A 21,193-nucleotide genomic window follows, 5' to 3' on the forward strand; every position below is an offset into this window, starting at 1 on the left:
CGGATCAGGCCTTGCGCATGTACGCCTTCACGGTGAGGGGGGCGAAGACCGCGACGATCACGGCCGCGCCGAGCAGCGACACCCAGGCGTCGACCCCGAAGGCGCCGGTGTTGACGAGGTCCCGCACCGCGGTCACCAGGTGCGAGACGGGGTTGATGTTCACGAACCACTGCAGCCAGCCGGGCATCGTGTTCACGGGCACGAAGGCGTTGGACAGGAAGGTGAGCGGGAACAGGATCATCATCGAGATGCCCTGAACGCTCGACGCGGTGCGGGCGATGACGCCCGCGAAGGCGAAGATCCAGCTGATGGCCCAGGAGCAGACGATCACCAGCAGGCCCGCGCCGATCACCGCACCGAGTCCGCCGGCGGGACGGAAGCCCATGAGGAAGCCCATGGCGAAGGTGAGCACGGTGGCGATGCCGTAGCGGATCGTGTCGGCGAGCAGCGCCCCGGACAGCGGGGCGATGCGCGCGATCGGCAGCGAGCGGAACCGGTCGAACACGCCCTTGTCCATGTCCTCGCGCAGCTGCACGCCGGTGACGACCGAGGTCGTGATCACGGTCTGGACGAGGATGCCGGGGATGATGACCGGCAGGTAGTTCGTGACGTTGCCGGAGATCGCGCCGCCGAAGATGTACGTGAACATCAGGGTGAACAGGATCGGCTGCAGCGTCACGTCGACGAGCTGCTCCGGCGTCCGCCGGATCTTGATGAGACCGCGCGCCGCCATGGTGACGGTGTTGCGGAGGGTCAGCGACAGGCTCGGACGGGGGCTGAGTCGACGCTCGGCGGCCGGGACGATGCGCCCGGCGAGCGGGGTGAGAGCGGTCATGCGCGGACCTCCTGGGTCTGGGCGGGGGCGGAGGGACCAGCGGCGTCCTCGTCGGCCGGATGACCGGTGATCGTGAGGAACACCTCGTCGAGGGTGGGCTTCTGCACGCTCACCTCGGCCAGCGGGATGCCGGCTTCGCGGAACATGATCAGCAGGTCCGCGATCCTGTCGGGATCCGTCATCGGGGCGGTGATCCGGGACGCCTCGGGGGAGAGCACGCCGCGCACGCCGAGCGTCTGCTCGATCGCCCGCAGTGCATCGGCGGTATCGCCGGCATCGCGCACGCGCAGCTGCAGGGACGAGGTGCCGACCGAGGCCTTGAGATCGTCGGGAGTGCCCTCCGCGACCACCTTCCCGCGGTCGATCACGGCGATCCGGTCGGCGAGCTGATCGGCCTCGTCCAGGTACTGCGTGGTGAGCAGCACGGTGGATCCGGTGTTCACGAGCTCGCGGATCGTGTCCCACATCTGCCCGCGCGTGCGGGGATCGAGGCCCGTGGTGGGCTCATCGAGGAAGATCAGCGGCGGTTGCGCGAGCAGGGAGGCGGCGAGGTCGAGGCGGCGCCGCATCCCTCCGGAGAAGTTCTGCAGCGGGCGCCGTGCAGCCTCGGAGAGGCCGAACCGCTCGAGCAGATCGACGGCCTTCGCGCGGGCCTCGCTGCGGCTGAGCCCGAGCAGGCGGGCGAAGATCATGAGGTTCTCGGTGGCGGACAGCGTCTCGTCGACGGAGGCGAACTGTCCGGTCACTCCGATGAGCTGGCGCACGATGTGCGGCTCGCGGACGACGTCGTGGCCGAACACGCGGCCGGTGCCGCCGTCCGGACGCAGCAGCGTCGCGAGCATGTTGATGGTCGTGGTCTTGCCGGCGCCGTTGGGGCCGAGGACGCCGTAGACGGCGCCGGTGCGCACCTGCAGGTCGACGCCGTCGACCGCACGGTTCGTTCCGAACACCTTCACGAGTCCGTCGGCCTCGAGGGCCCAGTCGGTGGTGGGATTCGTCATGCTCCGAGCATCCGCCGCCGCACTTTCGCGCCGCTGTCGTGGCGCTGTCACGCGCTGTCGGGCGCTGTCGCCCGGCACCGCGTGCCGCGGGCGGTGCCGGCGCGGGGCGGGGGGATCCTCCCGACCTAGGATGGAGGGATGGGATCCCGCATCGGCGTCGCCGTCATGGCCGTGCTCCTCGTGCTGTACATCGCACTGGTCGGCTGGCGCGCGGTGGTGCTGCTCGGCTCGGGGCAGGCGCTCGGCATCACGATGGGCGTCGCCCTCCTGGTGATGCCGCTGATCGGCGCCTGGGCGCTCGCGCGGGAGCTGCAGTTCGGTCTCGCGGCCGACCGGCTCGGCCGCACTCTTGACGCGGAGGGCGGGATGCCCGCTGCTCCCGAGCATCTGCGATCCAACGGACGGCTGCTGCCCGAGGACGCCGACCGTCTGGTCGCGGAGTACGGTTCCGCAGCGGCCGCGGAGCCCGAGGACTGGCGCGCGCAGTACCGGCTCGGCGTGGTGCAGGACGCGGCAGGTCACCGCAAGGACGCGCGCGCCGCGATCCGGGCCGCGATCCGCCTGGCGAGGTAGACCCGTCCTGCCGGCATGACGAAGGGTCGCATCTCCGAGGAGACGCGACCCTTCGTGCGATGCGGGACGATGCTCAGGCGAGAGTCGCCTCGAGGGTGATCTCGATGCCCGACAGCGCGGCCGAGACGGGGCAGCCGGTCTTCGCCTCCTCGGCCAGACGCTGGAAGGTCTCCGCGTCGAGCCCGGGGACGGACGCGTTCACGTTGAGGTGGCTGCCGGTGATGCCGACGCCGGGCTTGAACGTGACCGACGCGGTGGTGTTCACGCGCTCCGCCGGGGTCCCGTTGCCGGCCAGGGCGTGCGAGAGCGCCATGCTGAAGCACGACGAGTGCGCCGCGGCGATGAGCTCCTCGGGCGTGGTGGTGGTGTCGGAGCCCTCGGAGCGCGCCTTCCAGTTCAGCGGGAACGTGCCCAGGTGCGAGGAGGAGAAGGAGACGGAACCCTCACCCTCGATGAGACTTCCGGTCCACGTGGCTGCGGCTTCGCTGGTGACGGACATGGGGATCCTCCGATCGGGGTGGTGTGGCTGCCAGCCTACCGATCAGCCGGCCGCGGGTCGGGTTTTCAGGGAAGTCTCGGAGCCCGTCCCAGGATCCCGGCGCGCTGCAGCAGGAGGTACAGCTGGCAGCCCAGGCACAGTCCGAACGCGGCGTTCAGGAACGCGGCGACGAACGCCATCGCGGTGGCGATGGGCAGCGCCCACGGGACGCCGAGCAGGTGCAGCAGCAGTCCGACCGTCACCACGAACAGGCCGACGCCCTGGGCGAAGCGCGGGGGTCGCGGGTCCTCCAGCTCGGTCGGCGCTGCGAGGCGCGGGCGCACCACGGTGCGGAACAGGACCCCCCACGGCTGGGTGCGGGGCGAGAGCACGCTCCAGAGGAACAGCAGCGCGATCACCAGGGTGAGCAGGAACGCGGGCTGCGTCGCCCGGAACAGCAGCACGGAGCCGGCCCCGGGGGTGAAGCTCGCGTTCGCGAGGGGCTGGTAGGCGAACCAGCCGAACGCGGCGGTCGACGTCTGCGAGGCCTCGGTGAGGCCGAGCACCGTCGCGACGAGCAGCAGCGCGGACGTGATCCAGGCCGCGAAGCGCGGGCCGCGGGGGTCGATGCCGGGGGGAGTGGTCATGAGCGGACCTCCTGGAGGAGCGTGTGGTCGAGTGCGGTGAGCACGTCGGCGCGCGTCGGGACGCCGGTGAAGCGGGAGCGGATCCGGCCGTCCGGATCGACGACGAGCGTGGTCGGGGTCGACAGCACCTTGTACCGGGCGGCGAGGTCGGAGCGCGACGTGAGATCGACCTCGGCGTGCACGACGCCGGCGCGCTCTCCGGCCACCGAGCCGAGCATGCGGCGGACCTGCGGACAGCGCGCGCAGAACTCGGTGCTGAACTGCACGAGCGTGGCCCGGCTGCCGAGCGGTCGCATGAGGTCGGCGGGATCGACGTGCCGGTCGCCGTGCACCGCGACGGCACGACCGTCCCGGCGGCGCAGGAGCAGACCGGCCACGACGGTCGCCGCGAGCAGCGCGACGCCGATGAGGAGGGCGATCGGCAGGGACATGGTCCGAGGCTACGTCCGCGACCCGGGCCGAGGGGCGGATATGACGGATCGAGTCAGCGCGCTCCGGCCCGCTCCCGGTCGGCCGCCGGTACGCTGAAAGCCATGAGCGCCGCGATCCCCACGCCCTACGAAGACCTGCTCCGCGACGTGCTGGCCACGGGCACGCACAAGGACGATCGCACCGGCACGGGCACGACCAGCGTCTTCGGGCGTCAGATCCGGTTCGACCTCTCGCAGGGCTTCCCCCTGATCACCACCAAGCGCGTGCACTTCAAGTCGATCGCCTACGAGCTGCTCTGGTTCCTGCGCGGCGACTCCAACGTGCGGTGGCTGCAGGAGAACGGCGTCACGATCTGGGACGAGTGGGCCGACGCCGACGGCGACCTCGGTCCGGTGTACGGCGTGCAGTGGCGTTCGTGGCCCACCCCGGACGGCGGCCACATCGACCAGTTGCAGCAGGTGATCGATCAGATCCGCGATTCGCCGGACTCGCGGCGCATCATCGTGTCGGCCTGGAACCCGGCGGACATCCCCGGCATGGCTCTCGCGCCGTGCCACGCGCTGTTCCAGTTCTACGTCGCGGACGGCAAGCTGTCCTGCCAGCTGTATCAGCGCAGCGCCGACCTGTTCCTGGGCGTGCCGTTCAACATCGCCTCGTACGCCCTGCTGACCCTCATGGTGGCGCAGCAGACCGGCCTCGAGCCGGGCGACTTCGTGTGGACCGGCGGCGACTGCCACATCTACGACAACCACGTCGAGCAGGTGCGCGAGCAGCTCACCCGGGAGCCGTACCCCTACCCGACGCTGCGGATCACTCGGAAGCCGGAGTCGATCTTCGACTACGCGTACGACGACTTCGTGGTCGAGGACTACCGCCACCACCCCGCGATCCGGGCAGCGGTCGCGGTATGACCCGGATCGGGCTCATCTGGGCCGAGGCGCAGGGCGGCGTGATCGGCGCCGGCGGCACTATGCCCTGGCATGTGCCGGAGGACCTCGCGCACTTCAAGGAGGTCACGCTCGGCGCACCCGTCGTGATGGGCCGGCGCACCTGGGAGTCGCTCCCCGAGCGGTTCCGCCCGCTGCCGGGGCGGGAGAACATCGTCGTGACCCGTCAGGGCGACTGGTCCGCGGACGGCACCCGGACAGCCGGATCCGTGGACGCAGCGCTGGACGGCCTCGACGAGGCGTGGGTGATCGGCGGCGGAGAGATCTTCCGCGAGGTCGTCGACCGCGCCGACCGGCTCGAGGTCACCGAGCTCGACCTCGACGTCCCCGGCGACGCGTTCGCCCCCTCGCGCGACGGCTTCCGACGCGTATCCGAGGGGGAGTGGCAGACGAGCAGGACCGGGATCCGCTACCGCTTCCTCACCTACGAGCGCTGAACGGACGGCCCGCATGCCCACCGCACTCATCACCGGCGCCAGCGCCGGACTCGGCGCGGAGTTCGCGCACCAGCTCGCCGACCGCGGAGCCGACCTCGTGCTCGTCGCGCGATCCCGTGATGCCCTGGACGCTCTCGCCGGAGAGCTGGCGGAGCGCCGCGGCGTCGCCGTGGAGGTGCTCGTGGCCGACCTCGCGGTGGAGGCCGACGTCGCCCGGGTGGTCGCGCGGATCGCCGATGCCGCGCGCCCGATCGACGTGCTGGTGAACAACGCCGGGTTCGGGCTGCCGCTGCGGTTCGCCGACAACGACATCGCGGACGAGGTGCGTCATCTGCGCGTCCACGTCGAGGCGCCGATGCGGCTCATGCACGCCGCCCTCGGAGTGATGCGCGGGCGCGGCGGGCGGATCATCAACGTCGCCTCCGTGGCGGGATTCATCTCTCGGTCGACGTACTCGGCCTGCAAGGCGTGGCTGATCGGCTTCAGCCGGTGGGCGAACACCGAGTACGCGCCGGACGGCGTGACGGTCACGGCGCTGTGCCCCGGATTCGTGCACACCACCTTCCACTCCCGGATGGGGCTCGCCGAAGGCCAGGAGGGCGTGCCGCGCATCCTCTGGCTCGACGCCCCCTATGTCGTGCGGGCGGGCCTGCGCGCCGCCGCCCGCGGCCGCGCCGTGACCATCCCGTCGCTGCGCTACAAGGCGATCGTCGCCCTGTCGAGACTCGTGCCGCGGTCGCTCACCGCGGGCGTCGCCCGGCGCGGCCGCATGTAGGCCGCTCCGGCCTTGGTCTGCCGCCGGTTCTGCCGCCGAGTCGGGCCGTTCTGCCGCCGAGTCGGGCCGTTCTGCAGGGAGCCTCGGCGTTCTGCAGGGCCGCGAGCCCGAATCGGGCGCCGAGGTCGCGATTTTCCGGGGAGCGAGGTCGCGATTTTCCGGGGAGAGGGACGCGACGGATGGCTCCCGGGCCCTGCGCCTCGGCGCACCCTCCCTGTGCAACGGCGTGCACGCCCTCGGCACCATTCGTCCTCCCCAAGCCAGCACCCGGCGATGTTGTCCACCGATTGCGTGATCGGCGACCCGCACGATGGCGCGGGCGAGCACGATCGGGCAGATGTCGATCGAACGAGTTCTGGCCGGGTACGGCGACGTGGCGCGTCGCTCGCAGCTCGAAGCCCACGGCATCCGGCGAGCGGCGATCGCGCGGGCTGTCGCCGACGGCGGGGTCATCCTCGTGCGCAAGGGTGTCTATGCCCTCGTGCACGTCGATCCGGAGGTCCTGACCGCGGCCAGGCACGGAGGCGAAGTCGCGTGTGCCGGTGCTCTCCGGCGGCACGGAGTGTGGATCCTGGACGATGCCGAAACCCACGCCGATGCCGTTGACGGGAGAGCGGCGCCGTCGTGTCGACCCCATGTCTGGATCGGCCCATCCGGCCGACAGCACGCACACGCGGCATGCCGATGCCGGACGCATCACGAGACGGGCGAGCGCGGTGCCGGGTTCGGCGTCGTGGACGTGCTCCTCGCAATGATCCAGTTCGCGTGCTGCGCCTCGCCCGAGGCCTTCTTCGTCGCTCTCGAGTCCTCGCTGCACCTCGGTCTGATCGGCTTCGCCGGCCTGCGACGGCTGCGCGAGCGCCTTCCTCAACGACTCCACGAGCTCCTGGATCTCGCGGATGACCGTTCCGAGAGCGGACTGGAGTCTCTGCTCAAACTGCGCCTGCGACGTTGCGGGATCGCATTGGCGGCGCAAGTGCAGATCGAGGGTGTCGGTCGCGTCGACTTCGTGTTCGGCGGCCGGATCATCCTCGAAGTCGACGGGCGTCTGAACCACGATGGCGCGTCGCACCGGCACAAGGACCTGATGCGCGATGCTCGGGCTGCCGCTCTGGGGTATGAGACCTTGCGGTTCGACTACGCGATGATCGTGCATGACTGGCCGACTGTTCTCGCGGCCATCGAAGGACGGCTCGCCGTGCTCGGAGCCGTTGTGCAGGGAGCTTCCGCCGTTGCGCAGGACCGTTGAGCAGAACGGCTGGTGCCCAGTGCGAGCTTCCGGGGATGTCGGCGTATGGCGACGAGGTTTCCCTGCAGAACGCCCGGCCCGCCCTGCACATCGGCGCAGGCATCCGGAAGCCGGGATCAGCGGAAGCGGCCGAGCCGGATCCCCGCGTACGCGAGCGCGGCGACCGTCTCGCCGTCGCTGATCCGCCCGTCGGCGACCATCTCCAGCGCCTCGGAGAACGGCACCCACGCGACCTGGTCGATGCCCTCTTCGGCGCGACTGTGCGCGCTGTCCCCGGCCTGATGCAGCCCTCGTGCGAGGAACACGTGCTCCGGGGCGACCGTGACCCCGTTGAGCGCGTTCATGGTGCCGATCGGCGTCCACTCCTCGGCCTCGAGGCCGGTCTCCTCGCGGAGCTCGCGGCGGGCGGCGACGAGCGGATCCTCCCCGTCCGAGCCGCCGGCGGGGACCTCGACGGAGCGTCCGGTGGTGTAGCGGTCGATCGTGACGAGGCACACCCGGTCGTCCTGGTCGAGGGCGACGATGAAGACCGCCGGGTGCTTCAGCGTGACGACGCCGTAGATCCCGTCGCCTGCCGGGCCGGTCACCGCGTCCTCGCGGACGGAGATCCAGCGGTTGTCGTAGACGATGCGCGAATCCCGCGTGTGCCATGCCATGGCGTGAGCCTAACCGCCGCCCGCCTAGGCTCGGATGCATGGGCTGGTTCGGGAAGAAGAAGGATCCGCCGGACGCGAACGAGTTGCTGCGCCGGTACAACGAGCAGGAGGCCGCGCGTCTCGCCGCGGCGGGGATCGGACAGGCGGGCGCCGTCACCACGACGCCGGGCGTGGTCGCGAGCTCCGCCGTCGCCGAGTTCGCCGTGGAGGACGTGTTCTCGATCACGGGGCGCGGCCAGGTGGCGACCGGCACGACGACGAGCGGCGTGCTGCGCGTCGGGGACGCCGTCGTGGTGCTCCGCGGAGCCGCGCAGATCGGTGCGAGCACGATCACGGGGATCGAGATGTTCCGCAAGAAGGCGACGGAGGCGCCCGCGGGGACCGCGGCCGGACTGCTGCTGAAGCCGAGCGTCGACCTCGCCCGCGGCGACGTCATCCGGACGGCGCCGACAGCGTGAGGATGCCGCGAGCAGATACGCTGGAGGCATGACGCACACGGGCAATCCCTTCGGACAGGTGCTCGTCGCCCTCATCACCCCGATGACGGCCGACGGCGAGGTCGACTGGCCCTCCGTCGAGAAGCACATCGACCGTGTGATCTCGGACGGCGCCGACGGCATCGTCGTCACCGGGACGACGGGGGAGACCTCGACGCTCACGGATGCCGAGAAGCTGCGTCTGGTCGAGGTCGGCAAGGACGTCGCGGCGGGCCGGGCGAAGATCATCACGGGCGGCGGATCCAACGAGACCGCGCACGCGATCGAGCTCTACAAGGCCAGCGAGAAAGCCGGCGCCGACGGCATCATGATCGTCACGCCGTACTACAACAAGCCGACCCAGGCCGGCATCCTCACGCACTTCCGGCTGGTCGCGGACGCGACCGACCTACCGGTGATCCTGTACGACATCCCCGGCCGCACCGGCGTGCCGATCAAGTACGAGACCATCCTGCGTCTCGCCAAGCACCCGAACATCCTCGCCGTGAAGGACGCCAAAGGCGACTTCTCCGAGGTCAGCCGCGTGCTCAACCAGACCGACCTGATGTACTTCTCGGGCGACGACGCGAACGTCCTCCCGCATCTGGCGATCGGCGCGACGGGCCTGATCGGCGTCACGGCCAACATCACCTCCGCGCCGTACCGCACGATCGTCGATGCGGTGAACCGCGGCGACCTGGCCACCGCCACCGCCGAGCACAAGCGACTCGAGCCGCTCGTGCGTGCCGCCATGACGCACGTGCCGGGCACGGTCTCGGCGAAGTACATCCTGCACGGCCTCGGCCGCATCACGAGCCCCCGCGTCCGCCTGCCCCTCGTCGGGCCGGAGGAGTGGGAGGCCGCTCTCATCGAGGATGAGCTCGCGCTCGTCACCGGCGTTCCCGGTGCGGACTTCTCGGACTTCCGCCCCGACCGCAATGCCGCCGCCGGCGGCGCCCTCCCCAAGGTGCACGGCACGACCCGCTGACGGGCAGCGTCGGGTCCTTCGGCAGGCTCAGGAAACAGATCTTCGGGCGCGTCGCGCCCCGCCTAGGAGGCACCACATGACCCTTCCCCTCGCCGAGCCCGAAGCGCTCGCACCCGGCACGCTCCGCGTCACGCCCCTGGGCGGTCTCGGAGAGGTCGGCCGCAACATGACGATCTTCGAGTACGACGGCAAGATCCTCGTGGTCGACTGCGGCGTGCTGTTCCCCGAGGAGCATCAGCCGGGCGTCGACCTGATCCTCCCCGACTTCGAGCCCATCAAGGACCGTCTGGACGACATCGTGGGCGTCGTGCTCACGCACGGCCACGAGGACCACATCGGCGCCGTCCCGTATCTGCTGCGCCTCAAGGGCGACATCCCCCTGATCGGATCCGGGCTCACGCTGGCGCTGGTCGAGGCGAAGCTGAAGGAGCACCGCATCAAGCCCTTCACGCTCACCGTGAAGGAGGGGCAGCGCGAGCAGGTCGGGCCCTTCGACCTCGAGTTCGTCGCGGTGAACCACTCGATCCCCGACGCCCTGGCGGTCGCGATCCGCACCCCGGCCGGCATGGTGCTCGCGACCGGCGACTTCAAGATGGACCAGCTCCCGCTCGACGGGCGCATCACCGACCTGCGGGCCTTCGCGCGCCTGGGGGAGGAGGGCGTGGACCTGTTCCTCGTCGACTCCACGAACGCCGACGTCCCGGGCTTCACGCCCACCGAGCGCTCGATCGGGCCGGTGCTCGACCAGGTCATCGGCAAGGCTCCGCGCCGGGTGATCGTCGCGAGCTTCTCCAGCCACGTGCACCGCGTCCAGCAGGTCATCGACGCCGCACACGCGCACGGCCGCCGCGTGGCGTTCCTCGGACGGTCCATGGTGCGCAACATGACCATCGCGGAGCAGCTCGGCTACCTCAAGGTGCCCGACGGGGTGCTCATCGATTACAAGAAGGCGCGCGACCTGCCCGACGACCAGATCGTCTACATGTCGACCGGATCGCAGGGCGAGCCGATGGCGGTGCTCAGCCGCATGGCCAACCTGGACCATGCGATCGAGCCGGGTCCGGGCGACACCGTGATCCTCGCCTCGAGCCTCATCCCGGGCAACGAGAACGCGGTCTACCGCGTGATCGACGGCCTCACCAAGCTGGGCGCGAACGTGGTGCACAAGGCGAACGCGCGCGTGCACGTCTCCGGCCACGCCGCCGCCGGCGAGCTCATCTACTGCTACAACATCCTCAAACCGAAGAACGTGCTGCCCGTGCACGGCGAGTACCGGCACCTGATCGCGAACGCCAAGCTCGCGCAGGACACCGGCATCGACGAGGAGCGCACCATCGTCGGCTCCAACGGCACCGTGATCGATCTCAAGGACGGCGTCGCCCGTGTGTCCGGGCAGCTCGACATCGGATTCGTGTACGTCGACGGCTCCACGGTCGGCGAGATCACCGATGCGGACCTGAAGGACCGCCGGATCCTCGGCGAGGAGGGCTTCGTGTCCGTCATCGTCGTCGTCGACTCCACGACCGGGCGCATCATCTCGGGCCCGGAGATCCACGCCCGAGGCGTCGCCGAGGACGATTCGGTCTTCGACGACGTCGCGCCGAAGATCGTCGCGGCGCTCAAGGAGGCGGCGTCCAACGGCGTGCGCGACAACCACGCGCTGTCCCAGATCGTGCGCCGGACGATCGGACGCTGGGTGAACCAGAAGCTGCGCCGCCGGCCCATGATCGTCCCCCTCGTCATCGAGGCCTGACGCCCGAGCGCCCGAAGGCGGATCCCGGCCCGCAATCCCGCGGAAAGCCGCGTCATTGCGGGCCGATGTCGGTCTGCGGCCGTAGCGTGGAGGCATGCCCAGGAGTTCCTCTGCGACCAAGAGCGCGGCCGACAAGCCCGCGGCCCGCGGTCGTTCCACGTCCGGGGCGAAGCCGCGCACGCCGGCAAAGGCGGCGCCCGCCCCGAGGAAGTACGTCGACGAGCCGGACAAGCCGCCGGTGATGGTGCGCGCCTGGACGGGCCTCGCACACGGCGTCGGCGGACTGTTCCGCGCCTTCGGGCTCGAGACCCTCGAGAAGGATCAGCGCCGGGACGGGTTCCCGTTCCTGCTCGTGCTGCTCGCGATCGCGGGCGCGGTGAACGAGTGGTTCTTCATCGGCAGCACCGTCGCCGCGAACATCAGCGCCTACTCGGTGGGCGCGCTCATCGGTCGCGCCGCCTTCATCATGCCTGTGCTGCTGCTCCTGCTCGCGGGCTGGCTCTTCCGGCACCCCTCGTCGGTGCACGACAACGGACGGATCGGGATCGGCTTCGGGTTGTTCGTCGTCGCGCTGGCGGGCTTCTGCCATGTCGCGGGGGGCATGCCGCAGCCCCGCCAGGGCATGGTGGCGCTCAGCGCCGCCGGCGGTCTGTTCGGCTGGCTGCTCGGGCAGCCGCTCAGCTACCTGACCGCGATCCCCGCCTACATCGTGCTGTCGCTGCTCGCGGCGCTCAGCGTGCTCATCCTCACCAAGACGCCGCCGAACCGCATCGGTCAGCGCCTGGGCGACCTCTACGCCTGGATGTTCGACGCGGAGCGCGCGCCGAAACCCGCCGCGGCCGAGGAGGCGTCGGTCGACGACGCCGACAAGGTCGACGATCCCGATGTGCTGCCCTGGTGGCGGCGCAACAAGACGGGACGCGAGGAGGATCCGGACGACAGGGTCGGCTCGCAGGACCTCACCGAGCTGCTCACGGCGCAGGACGACGTCCCCACGCTCGCGCAGGCGACCGCGTACGACCAGGCCGTCATCAAGGACGACGATCCGTACGACGCCGCCACCGAGATCCTCACCGACGTGCGCGCCGTGGCCGACTCCCTGGCCGAGCAGCAGTCGACGGCCCTCCTGGACGACGGCGACACCGGGGAGCTCGAGCTCGCGGGCTTCGACGGCTTCGGCACCGACGGCCCCGGGAAGGACGGGCTGCAGGCACCGGTCGCGCCCTACATCCTGCCCTCCCCGGGAGCGCTGAAGGCGGGCCCGCCGTCCGTCGCGCGCTCGGAGGCGAACGACCGGGTGGTCGAGCAGATCACCAACGTGCTCACCCAGTTCAACGTCGATGCGAAGGTCACCGGCTTCTCGCGCGGCCCGACGGTCACGCAGTACGAGGTCGAGGTCGGCCACGGCGTCAAGGTCGAGAAGATCCTGCAGCTGAGCAACAACTTCGCGTACGCGGTCGCGTCGAACGACGTGCGGATCCTCTCGCCGATCCCGGGCAAGAGCGCGATCGGCATCGAGATCCCGAACGCGGACCGCGAGACCGTGGCCCTCGGCGACGTGCTGCGCTCGGCGGCCGCGCAGAAGAGCACGCACCCGCTCACGATCGGCGTCGGCAAGGACGTCGGCGGCAACTTCGTCGTCGCGAACCTGGCCAAGATGCCGCACCTCCTCGTCGCCGGATCCACCGGATCCGGTAAGTCCAGCTTCGTGAACTCGATGATCACGAGCCTGCTGATGCGCGCGCGTCCCGCGGACGTGCGCATGGTGCTCATCGACCCGAAGCGCGTGGAGCTCACGAGCTACGCCGGCGTGCCGCACCTGATCACCCCCATCATCACGAACCCGAAGAAGGCGGCCGAGGCGCTGCAGTGGGTCGTGAAGGAGATGGACATGCGGTACGACGACCTGGCGTCGTTCGGGTTCCGTCACATCGACGACTTCAACCGCGCGGTGCGCGCCGGTGAGGTCGAGGTGCCGCCGGGCAGCGAGCGCGTGCTCAAGCCGTACCCGTACCTCCTCGTCGTGGTCGACGAGCTCGCCGATCTGATGATGGTCGCCCCGCGGGACGTCGAGGATTCGATCGTGCGCATCACCCAGCTCGCCCGCGCGAGCGGCATCCACCTCGTGCTCGCCACGCAGCGGCCCAGCGTCGACGTCGTCACCGGTCTGATCAAGGCCAACGTGCCGTCGCGCCTCGCGTTCGCCGTGACGAGCGTCACCGACAGCCGCGTGATCCTGGACAGCCCGGGAGCCGACAAGCTGATCGGGCAGGGCGACGCGCTGTTCTCGCCGATGGGCTCCTCCAAGCCCTTCCGCCTGCAGGGCGCGTGGGTCGATGAGAGCGAGATCGACGCGGTCGTCAAGCACGTCACCGGCCAGGCCCGTCCGGAGTACCGGCCCGATGTCGCCGAAGCGGTCGAGGGCAAGAAGAAAGAGGTCGACGAGGACATCGGCGACGACCTGGAGCTCCTGCTCGCGGCCGCCGAGCTCATCGTCTCGTCCCAGTTCGGGTCGACGTCGATGCTGCAGCGCAAGCTGCGTGTCGGCTTCGCCAAGGCAGGGCGCCTCATGGATCTGCTCGAGTCCCGCGAGATCGTCGGTCCGTCCGAGGGCTCGAAGGCGCGCGACGTGCTCGTCACGCCGGAGCAGCTGCCCGGCGTGCTGGCGCGGCTGCGCGGCGAGGACGTCCCGTCCGCGCCCGCGGCTCCGGCCGCCGCGCTGCCTCCCCGTCCGGCCGATCCGGTACCGGCGTCGTCGGGATACGAGGCGGACCGTTACGGCGAGGACCCCCTGGAGGCGCAGTACCGCGGGCTCCCGGAGGTCGAGCCCGAGCCGGATGAGGACGCCTGGGGTCTGACGGGGCGCGACTGATGGCCATCCCGAGGCAGCTGCCGAACGCGATCACGATCGTGCGCATCCCGCTTGCGATCGTCTTCTTCGTCCTTCTGCTGCTCGGCGGCACGGACGGAGCGACCCATCCGGCATTGCGCTGGGTCGCTGCAGGCCTCTTCATCCTGGCGATCTCGACGGACTGGGTGGACGGCTATCTCGCCCGCCGGTACGACCTGGTCAGCGACTTCGGCAAGCTCTGGGACCCGATCGCCGACAAGCTGCTCACCGGAGCCGGTTTCATCGGCCTGGCCATCCTCGGCGAGGTGTGGTGGTGGCTGGTGCTGATCATCCTGGTGCGGGAGTGGGGGATCACGATCCACCGCTTCACCCTCGTCAAGGAGCACGTCGTCGCCGCCGCCTGGATGGGAAAGGTCAAGACGACCGTGCAGGCGATCGCCCTGTCCTGGGCGCTGCTGCCCCTGCATCAGTGGATCGGTCTTCCGGCCTGGACGATCACCACGACCGTACTGATGATCGCGGCGCTCGTGCTGACGATCCTCAGCGGCATCGACTACATCGTCGCCCAGGTGCGCGGATCGCGTGCGGCACGCGACGCCGGCGCGTGATGGACGGAGCGACGCCGCAGGCCGCGGCCGTGCTCGACGCGCTCCGCGAGCGGGGAATGACGCTGGCCGTGGCGGAGTCCCTCACGGGCGGAGCGCTGTCCGCGGCTCTCGTGGCGGTTCCCGGGGCGTCCGATGTGCTGAACGGCGCGGTCGTCGCCTACGCGACGCCGGTCAAGGCGTCGGTGCTCGGCGTCGACTCCGACGTGCTCGCCCGGAGAGGACCTGTCGACCCGGAAGTGGCGCGGCAGATGGCTCTCGGTGCGCGTTCGGCGCTCGCGGTCGAGGGGCGCATCGCGGACGCAGGCGTGGCCACGACCGGCGTGGCCGGCCCCACGCCGCAGGGCGGCAAGCCGGTCGGGACGGTGCACATCGGCGTGAGCATGGGGGACCGCTCGCTGAGCCGCGCGTTCCTGTTCCCGGGAGACCGCGCCGCGATCAGGGCGGCGACGGTGGAAGCCGCCCTCGTCTTTCTCCTGGAGGTGATCGCGGGCCCCGAGCCGGCGCGCGACGCGCCCGTCCACGAAGGCGGGGAATAGAGTGCCCGTGGGTGAAGTTGAGTCGAGTGTGCTCACATTCAATGCACAGGACGAAACACTAGTGTCGAACACGACAGGTCGGGTTAGACTGACCATCCGATCCGGCGGAATCGCCGGGGCGATGGGGGAGAGGAGGTCCCGATGATTCTCGTACGACAGGAGATCGGCGACGTGCTGCGGGACTTCCGTCTGCAGAAGGGTCGCACCCTCCGTCAGGTCGCCGGCAAGGCGTCCGTCGCTCTCGGATACCTCAGCGAGGTCGAGCGTGGTCAGAAGGAGGCCTCCAGCGAGATCCTCGCCTCGGTCGCCGAGGCGCTCGATGTGCCCATCTCCACGATCATGCGCGAGGTCGGCGATCGCATCGCCGTGCTCGAGGGTCTGCAGGTCATCCCGGACGTCGTTCCCGACGAGCTGGTGGCCTCGGTCGAGTCCGAGCTCTCGCTGCGCTGATGCGAAAGTCGCCCGAGCAGGGAGCAATCCGCATCATCCCTGTCCGTCATCCGGCAGAGGCCCGCTGACCGGGATGCGGCGAAGCGAGTTCCTCCGAGCGGTCGATGCGGAGTTCGGGTCGCGCGGTGCTGCCCTGGTGGCGGATCTCGTGCTGTCCGCTGTGGGCGGCCGGACGGCCGCGCAGGCCGTGGAGGCGGGTGTTCCTCCGCGCGAGGTCTGGCTGGCGCTGTGCGCCGAGACCGATGTGCCGGAGTCGCGGCGTCACGGCGTGGGACGGCTCGAGCCGAAGCCGCGCTGAGTCCTTCGCTCGGGCTCCCGGTGTTCGATCGACTTCTTCTGCGTATCGGCGTGTCGTCGAAGACATGTTCGAAATGGGCGTACTGTCCTGCACAGATGGTTTCGTGATCAGGATCTGCACGGATCGGCGAGACTCCGACGCGATGTCGGTGGCCCCTCCTACCGTGTTCGATATGGCCACCGAGCCATGCGCCTTGTCGGAGAGCTCGCCCCAGCCGGGGCGGCCGCGACAGCCTACAGGCGGCAGTTCACGAGCACGAAGGAGCACGTCATGCCCTCACCCGCAGACCGCGAGAAGGCCCTGGAATCGGCACTCGCCCAGATCGACAAGCAGTTCGGAAAGGGCTCGGTCATGCGACTGGGCAGCGACGAGCGCGCTCCCGTCGAGGTCATCCCGACCGGTTCGATCGCTCTCGACGTCGCTCTCGGCGTCGGCGGACTGCCGCGCGGCCGCATCATCGAGATCTACGGCCCGGAGTCCTCGGGTAAGACGACGCTGACGCTGCACGCGATCGCCAACGTGCAGCGCGCCGGCGGCATCGCCGCGTTCGTGGACGCGGAGCACGCGCTCGACCCCGACTACGCGAAGAAGCTCGGCGTCGACATCGACCAGCTGCTCGTGTCCCAGCCGGACACGGGGGAGCAGGCGCTCGAGATCGCCGACATGCTGATCCGCTCCGGCGCGATCGATCTCGTCGTGATCGACTCCGTCGCGGCCCTCGTGCCGCGCGCCGAGATCGAGGGCGAGATGGGCGACTCGCACGTCGGCCTTCAGGCCCGCCTCATGTCGCAGGCCCTCCGCAAGCTGACCGGTGGGCTGAACCAGACCAAGACCACGGCGATCTTCATCAACCAGCTGCGCGAGAAGATCGGCGTGTTCTTCGGCTCGCCCGAGACCACCGCCGGCGGTAAGGCGCTCAAGTTCTACGCCTCCGTCCGCCTCGACATCCGCCGCATCGAGACGCTGAAGGACGGCGCGGAGGCGGTCGGAAACCGTACCCGCGTCAAGGTCGTCAAGAACAAGATGGCGCCGCCCTTCAAGCAGGCCGAGTTCGACATCCTGTACGGCACCGGCATCTCGCGGGAGGGGAGCCTGATCGACTTCGGCGTCGACCACGGCATCGTGAAGAAGTCCGGTGCCTGGTACACCTACGACGGTGACCAGCTCGGGCAGGGCAAGGAGAACGCCCGCAACTTCCTGCTGAAGAACCCTGACATCGCCGAGACCATCGAGACGCAGATCAAGCAGAAGCTCGGCATCGGCGGCGCAGCGGCTCCGGCCGCCGCAGCCGACGAACTGGCTCAGCGTCGTCCGGCCTGATCATGACCGACGAGAACGGGGGCGGGGCGTCGTCCGACGACCAGCGGCTCGCCCCCGTGATCCCTCTCTTCGGCGGACAGGGGGCATCCGGAGCGGCTCGGCGCAGTCCCGCAGCCGACCGTTCCGGGACACCCTCCACCACGGAGGAATGGCGCTCGACGTGGGCGGAGGAGTCCGCTGCGGAGCGACAGGGCCCCGGGCCGCGGCACCCTGCGGCGGCGGCACTCGCTGCCGGTGAGCGGTCGACTGCGCCGCACGGACGGAGTGGCCTTCGGGCCGTCGCGCCGCGAGACGACCACGGCGAGGAATCCGCGGATCCGATCGCGGATGCGACCGAGGTGCTGGTGCGCCGGCTCCGAGGCAAGCAGCTCTCCAGCCGCGAGGCCGGAGATGTGCTGCGCGAGCACGGTATCCCGTCCGCACAGCGGGACGACATCGTCGCGGAGTTCGAGCGCCGAGGCTATCTCGACGACGCCTCGCTCGCCGAGCTGCTGGTCACATCGGGATCGGAGCGGAAGGGCCAGGGCCGTGTCGCGATCTCGCGCACGCTCAGCCAGCGCGGCATCCCGCGTGAGATCGCGGACGCGGCACTGTCCGTTCTGGAGGACGACGATGCGGAGCGCGCTCTCGAGTACGCCCGATCGAAGATGTCGGGCCTCCGCCGCTACGACGAGGACACGGCGATCCGCCGTCTCGTGGGGCAGCTGTCCCGGCGCGGCTATGGCGGGAGCGTGGCGCTGACCGCCGCGCGCACGGCGTGGCGCGAGACGCAGCGCGGCAGCGGCACGGGACGCGTGCGGTTCGAGGAGAGCTGACGTCGGGCGCCCACGCGAGATCAAGCGCTCGTCGCCGCATGAGACGGATCGATTCCCACCAGGCGAAAGTAGAATGGCAGGCACTATGACCATTCCCCTCTCCGAGCCCACGATCATTGCGCCCTCCGATGCGGCGATCGACGAGGGCGGGCGCCCGCGCACCTACGAGGTGCGCACCTTCGGCTGCCAGATGAACGTGCACGACTCCGAGCGTCTGTCCGGATCGCTGGAGAGCGCAGGCTACGTCCGCGCTGAGGCCGACGACGAGGCGGACATCGTCATCATCAACACGTGCGCGGTGCGCGACAACGCGGCCGGCAAGCTCTACGGCACGCTGGGTCACCTGAAGAGTCGCAAGGACAAGCACGCCGGCATGCAGATCGCCGTCGGCGGCTGCCTCGCGCAGATGGACAAGCAGGCCGTGCTCGACAAGGCGCCGTGGGTCGACGTGGTCTTCGGCACCCACAACATGGGCTCGCTCCCCGGGCTCCTGGAGCGCGCCCGCCACAACGGCGAGGCCGAGCTCGAGATCCTCGAGTCGCTCGAGGTGTTCCCGTCCACGCTGCCGACCCGTCGCGACTCGGCCCACAGCGGCTGGGTGTCGATCTCGGTCGGCTGCAACAACACGTGCACCTTCTGCATCGTGCCGAGCCTGCGCGGCAAGGAGAAGGACCGCCGTCCAGGTGACATCCTGAACGAGATCCGCCTGCTCGTCGAGGACGGGGCGATCGAGGTCACGCTGCTCGGGCAGAACGTGAACTCCTACGGCGTGGAGTTCGGCGATCGGCAGGCGTTCGGCAAGCTGCTCCGCGCGGCGGGGGAGATCGAGGGGCTGGAGCGGATCCGCTTCACCAGCCCGCACCCGGCCGCGTTCACCGACGACGTCATCGACGCGATGGCGGAGACGGCGAACGTGATGCCGCAGCTGCACATGCCGCTGCAGTCCGGCAGTGACCGGATCCTGCGCGCGATGCGTCGCTCGTACCGCAGCGACCGGTTCCTCGGCATCCTCGACCGCGTGCGTGCGAAGATCCCGCACGCCGCGATCTCCACCGACATCATCGTCGGCTTCCCGGGCGAGACCGAGGAGGACTTCGAGGACACGATGCGCGTCGTCGAGCAGGCCCGCTTCGCGAGCGCGTTCACCTTCCAGTACTCGATCCGCGAGGGCACGCCCGCCGCGACCATGGAGGACCAGGTTCCCAAGGAGATCGTGCAGGCGCGCTACGACCGGTTGATCGCGCTCCAGGAGCGCATCTCGCTCGAGGAGAACCAGAAGCAGCTCGGCCGCGAGGTCGAGGTGCTGGTCTCCGTCGGCGAGGGCAAGAAGGACGCGGAGACCCACCGTCTCACCGGGCGTGCGCAGGACAACCGCCTGGTGCATTTCGAGTTGCCGGAAGGATCGGACAGGCCCCGTCCGGGCGACGTGGTGACGGTGACGATCACGCACGCCGCGCCCTTCCACCTGCTTGCGGACACGCCGGACGGCGCACCGCTGCGGATCCGGCGCACGCGCGGCGGCGACGCGTGGGACCGTGCCCAGTCCGAGTCGTGCGCGGTGCCGGCCCCGGTCGCCGACGGGAAGCCCCGCGCGGTCTCCCTCGGCCTGCCGACGCTCCGCGTCGGCGTGTGACCGGGGAGGGGGCCGGGCCGGCCTCCGAGGTCTCCGAAGCGCCCGGCATGACCGCGCCGCGGCTCTGGGTGATCGTGGGCGCCACGGGCACCGGCAAGAGCGACCTCTCGCTCGATCTCGCAGAGGCGCTGGCCGCACGCGGTCGTCGCGCGGAGGTCGTGAACGCCGACGCGATGCAGCTGTATCGGGGCATGGACATCGGCACCGCGAAGCTCGCCGAGCACGAGCGACGCGGCATCCCGCACCAGCTGTTCGACGCGCTCGAAGTGAGCGCCGACGCCGCCGTGGCCTGGTACCAGCCGAGTGCGCGCGCGGCGATCAGCGAGATCCTGTCCCGCGGTGCGGAGGCGATCCTCGTGGGCGGTTCCGGGCTCTACGTGTCCAGCGTGCTCTACGACTTCCGGTTCCCGCCGCGGGATCCCGACCTCCGCTCGCGGCTCGAGGCGGAGCTGGAGGAGCGGGGTGCGGGCCTTCTCCTGGCCCGTCTCCAGGACCAGGACCCGGAGACCGCGGCGCGGATCGACCCCCGGAACGGGCGGCGGATCGTGCGGGCTCTCGAGGTGCTCGCCCAGGGCGAGCGCACGCACGGCGCCGCGCTTCCGGAGCGTCCCGTGCTCTGGCGTGCGGACTCGCGGGTGCTCGCGCTCGGAGTCGCGCGGGACCGGCTGGTCGAGCGTCTCGATCGCCGCGTCGAGCGGATGTGGGAGCAGGGCATGCTCGCCGAGGTCGAGCGGCTGCGTGGCGAAGGGCTCGAGAACGGGACCACCGCACGACGCGCGATCGGCTACGCGCAGGCGCTCGCGCAGCTCGAGGGAGCGCTCACCGAGCACGAGGCGATCGCCGAGACGCAGGCCCTGACCCGCCGCTATGCGCGGCGTCAGGTGTCGTGGTTCCGCAGATACGCCGAGGCGGAGTGGTTCGACGCCCTCGCGCCGATCGACATCGACGCCATCGTGGAGGGGAACGGGAATGGCTGACGGATTCGGAATCCGGGCGTTCGAGCGGCGCGACACGGATGCGGTCGTCGCGCTGTGGGAGGACGCCGGCCTCACCCGGCCGTGGAACGACCCTCGCGCCGACATCGAACGCAAGCTCGCCGTGCAGCCGGAGCTCTTCCTGGTCGCGGAGGACCTCTCACGCGGCGCGGAGCGCATCGTGGGATCCGTGATGGCGGGCTACGACGGGCACCGCGGCTGGCTGTACTACCTGGCGAGCGCCTCGGACCTCCGCGGTACCGGCATCGGCCGTGCCCTCGTCACCGAGGCCGAGCGGCTTCTCCTCGCGATGGGATGCCCCAAGGTGCAGCTCATGGTCCGGGCGGGGAACGAACGGGTGCTGGGCTTCTACGACGCGCTCGGCTACGAGCGCTTCGAGGTGGGCAATACCGGCAAGCGTCTGATCCACGACGTCTGATCCGCGCGCGGGCGGATCATCC

At 70.3% G+C, this 21,193-nt stretch carries 24 protein-coding genes; 18 read left to right on the forward strand and 6 right to left on the reverse strand.

The genetic code is table 11. The annotated features are described in order from the left end of the window. Positions 1 to 4: 4 nt before the first annotated feature. Together RL72_RS15580 and RL72_RS15585 are read right to left on the reverse strand one after the other, a co-directional pair. Positions 5 to 835, reverse strand: coding sequence for an ABC transporter permease (locus tag RL72_RS15580; RefSeq protein ID WP_045251787.1), 831 nt, complete (start codon positions 833 to 835; stop codon positions 5 to 7). Next, positions 832 to 1,836, reverse strand: a complete 1,005-nt coding sequence (locus tag RL72_RS15585) for a daunorubicin resistance protein DrrA family ABC transporter ATP-binding protein (protein ID WP_045251788.1) — start codon at positions 1,834 to 1,836, stop codon at positions 832 to 834. Before RL72_RS15585 ends, RL72_RS15580 begins: the two co-directional genes overlap by 4 nt. Before the next feature lie 138 nt (positions 1,837 to 1,974). Between RL72_RS15585 and RL72_RS15590 the strand changes: the two genes are divergently transcribed. Beyond that, complete coding sequence (locus RL72_RS15590) at positions 1,975 to 2,409, forward strand: hypothetical protein (protein WP_045251789.1); 435 nt, start codon at positions 1,975 to 1,977, stop codon at positions 2,407 to 2,409. A gap of 73 nt (positions 2,410 to 2,482) precedes the next feature. Here RL72_RS15590 and RL72_RS15595 read toward each other — a convergent pair whose 3' ends face one another. The 3 genes from RL72_RS15595 to RL72_RS15605 form a co-directional block, all read right to left on the reverse strand. Then, on the reverse strand, positions 2,483 to 2,908 hold the full coding sequence (locus RL72_RS15595; protein WP_045251790.1) for an OsmC family peroxiredoxin: 426 nt from the start codon (positions 2,906 to 2,908) through the stop codon (positions 2,483 to 2,485). Positions 2,909 to 2,973: 65 nt separating this feature from the next. Next, complete coding sequence (locus RL72_RS15600; protein ID WP_045251791.1) at positions 2,974 to 3,534, reverse strand: DUF4395 domain-containing protein; 561 nt, start codon at positions 3,532 to 3,534, stop codon at positions 2,974 to 2,976. Next, positions 3,531 to 3,965, reverse strand: a complete 435-nt coding sequence (locus RL72_RS15605; RefSeq protein WP_045251792.1) for a thioredoxin family protein — start codon at positions 3,963 to 3,965, stop codon at positions 3,531 to 3,533. The genes RL72_RS15600 and RL72_RS15605 overlap by 4 nt, the downstream gene beginning before the upstream one ends. A gap of 102 nt (positions 3,966 to 4,067) precedes the next feature. Between RL72_RS15605 and RL72_RS15610 the strand changes: the two genes are divergently transcribed. The 4 genes from RL72_RS15610 to RL72_RS15625 all read left to right on the forward strand — a co-directional run bounded on the left by RL72_RS15610 (position 4,068) and on the right by RL72_RS15625 (position 7,374). Then, a complete protein-coding gene (locus RL72_RS15610) occupies positions 4,068 to 4,877 on the forward strand; it encodes a thymidylate synthase (protein WP_045251793.1) in 810 nt (269 codons plus the stop codon). Continuing rightward, the gene (locus tag RL72_RS15615) at positions 4,874 to 5,350 is read left to right on the forward strand and encodes a dihydrofolate reductase (protein WP_045251794.1); all 477 of its coding nucleotides are present in this window, start codon (positions 4,874 to 4,876) and stop codon (positions 5,348 to 5,350) included. The genes RL72_RS15610 and RL72_RS15615 overlap by 4 nt, the downstream gene beginning before the upstream one ends. A 13-nt stretch (positions 5,351 to 5,363) precedes the next feature. Continuing rightward, the gene (locus RL72_RS15620) at positions 5,364 to 6,125 is read left to right on the forward strand and encodes an SDR family NAD(P)-dependent oxidoreductase (RefSeq protein ID WP_045251795.1); all 762 of its coding nucleotides are present in this window, start codon (positions 5,364 to 5,366) and stop codon (positions 6,123 to 6,125) included. Positions 6,126 to 6,462: 337 nt separating this feature from the next. After that, a complete protein-coding gene (locus RL72_RS15625) occupies positions 6,463 to 7,374 on the forward strand; it encodes an endonuclease domain-containing protein (RefSeq protein ID WP_082072459.1) in 912 nt (303 codons plus the stop codon). A 116-nt stretch (positions 7,375 to 7,490) separates the two neighbouring features. On the opposite strand, the gene RL72_RS15630 is transcribed toward RL72_RS15625, so the two are convergent. Beyond that, positions 7,491 to 8,030 (reverse strand): NUDIX domain-containing protein, encoded by a 540-nt coding sequence (locus tag RL72_RS15630; protein ID WP_045251796.1) that lies wholly within the window; start codon positions 8,028 to 8,030, stop codon positions 7,491 to 7,493. Positions 8,031 to 8,068: 38 nt separating this feature from the next. On the opposite strand from RL72_RS15630, the gene RL72_RS15635 reads away from it, so the two are divergent. From RL72_RS15635 to RL72_RS15695, 13 genes are all read left to right on the forward strand, one after another. Next, positions 8,069 to 8,488, forward strand: a complete 420-nt coding sequence (locus RL72_RS15635) for an EF-Tu/IF-2/RF-3 family GTPase (protein ID WP_045251797.1) — start codon at positions 8,069 to 8,071, stop codon at positions 8,486 to 8,488. Between the two features lie 28 nt (positions 8,489 to 8,516). Continuing rightward, a complete protein-coding gene (gene dapA, locus RL72_RS15640; RefSeq protein ID WP_045251798.1) occupies positions 8,517 to 9,494 on the forward strand; it encodes a 4-hydroxy-tetrahydrodipicolinate synthase in 978 nt (325 codons plus the stop codon). A gap of 76 nt (positions 9,495 to 9,570) precedes the next feature. Continuing rightward, on the forward strand, positions 9,571 to 11,247 hold the full coding sequence (locus RL72_RS15645) for a ribonuclease J (protein ID WP_045251799.1): 1,677 nt from the start codon (positions 9,571 to 9,573) through the stop codon (positions 11,245 to 11,247). 94 nt (positions 11,248 to 11,341) lie between these two features. Further along, the gene (locus RL72_RS15650) at positions 11,342 to 14,119 is read left to right on the forward strand and encodes a DNA translocase FtsK (RefSeq protein ID WP_045251800.1); all 2,778 of its coding nucleotides are present in this window, start codon (positions 11,342 to 11,344) and stop codon (positions 14,117 to 14,119) included. Further along, positions 14,119 to 14,706, forward strand: a complete 588-nt coding sequence (gene pgsA / locus RL72_RS15655; RefSeq protein WP_045251801.1) for a CDP-diacylglycerol--glycerol-3-phosphate 3-phosphatidyltransferase — start codon at positions 14,119 to 14,121, stop codon at positions 14,704 to 14,706. The genes RL72_RS15650 and pgsA overlap by 1 nt, the downstream gene beginning before the upstream one ends. Continuing rightward, the gene (locus RL72_RS15660) at positions 14,706 to 15,242 is read left to right on the forward strand and encodes a CinA family protein (protein WP_045251802.1); all 537 of its coding nucleotides are present in this window, start codon (positions 14,706 to 14,708) and stop codon (positions 15,240 to 15,242) included. The genes pgsA and RL72_RS15660 overlap by 1 nt, the downstream gene beginning before the upstream one ends. Positions 15,243 to 15,383: 141 nt before the next feature. Further along, positions 15,384 to 15,692 carry a helix-turn-helix domain-containing protein gene (locus RL72_RS15665; RefSeq protein WP_045251803.1) on the forward strand — a complete coding sequence of 103 codons (309 nt, stop codon included), beginning with the start codon at positions 15,384 to 15,386 and terminating at the stop codon, positions 15,690 to 15,692. 73 nt (positions 15,693 to 15,765) lie between these two features. After that, positions 15,766 to 15,990: a DUF3046 domain-containing protein gene (locus RL72_RS15670; protein WP_045251804.1), complete on the forward strand. Its 225-nt coding sequence runs from the start codon at positions 15,766 to 15,768 to the stop codon at positions 15,988 to 15,990. Between the two features lie 270 nt (positions 15,991 to 16,260). Then, complete coding sequence (gene recA, locus RL72_RS15675; protein WP_045251805.1) at positions 16,261 to 17,310, forward strand: recombinase RecA; 1,050 nt, start codon at positions 16,261 to 16,263, stop codon at positions 17,308 to 17,310. A gap of 2 nt (positions 17,311 to 17,312) precedes the next feature. Then, positions 17,313 to 18,125, forward strand: coding sequence for a regulatory protein RecX (locus RL72_RS15680; protein WP_045251806.1), 813 nt, complete (start codon positions 17,313 to 17,315; stop codon positions 18,123 to 18,125). An 85-nt stretch (positions 18,126 to 18,210) separates the two neighbouring features. Continuing rightward, the gene (miaB, locus tag RL72_RS15685) at positions 18,211 to 19,758 is read left to right on the forward strand and encodes a tRNA (N6-isopentenyl adenosine(37)-C2)-methylthiotransferase MiaB (protein WP_045251807.1); all 1,548 of its coding nucleotides are present in this window, start codon (positions 18,211 to 18,213) and stop codon (positions 19,756 to 19,758) included. A 47-nt stretch (positions 19,759 to 19,805) separates the two neighbouring features. Continuing rightward, on the forward strand, positions 19,806 to 20,735 hold the full coding sequence (gene miaA / locus RL72_RS15690) for a tRNA (adenosine(37)-N6)-dimethylallyltransferase MiaA (RefSeq protein ID WP_045251808.1): 930 nt from the start codon (positions 19,806 to 19,808) through the stop codon (positions 20,733 to 20,735). Further along, positions 20,728 to 21,171, forward strand: a complete 444-nt coding sequence (locus RL72_RS15695; protein ID WP_045251809.1) for a GNAT family acetyltransferase — start codon at positions 20,728 to 20,730, stop codon at positions 21,169 to 21,171. The genes miaA and RL72_RS15695 overlap by 8 nt, the downstream gene beginning before the upstream one ends. Positions 21,172 to 21,193 lie beyond the last annotated feature (22 nt).

This window comes from Microbacterium azadirachtae (genome assembly GCF_000956545.1).
GTDB classification, from domain to species: Bacteria; Actinomycetota; Actinomycetes; order Actinomycetales; family Microbacteriaceae; genus Microbacterium; species Microbacterium azadirachtae.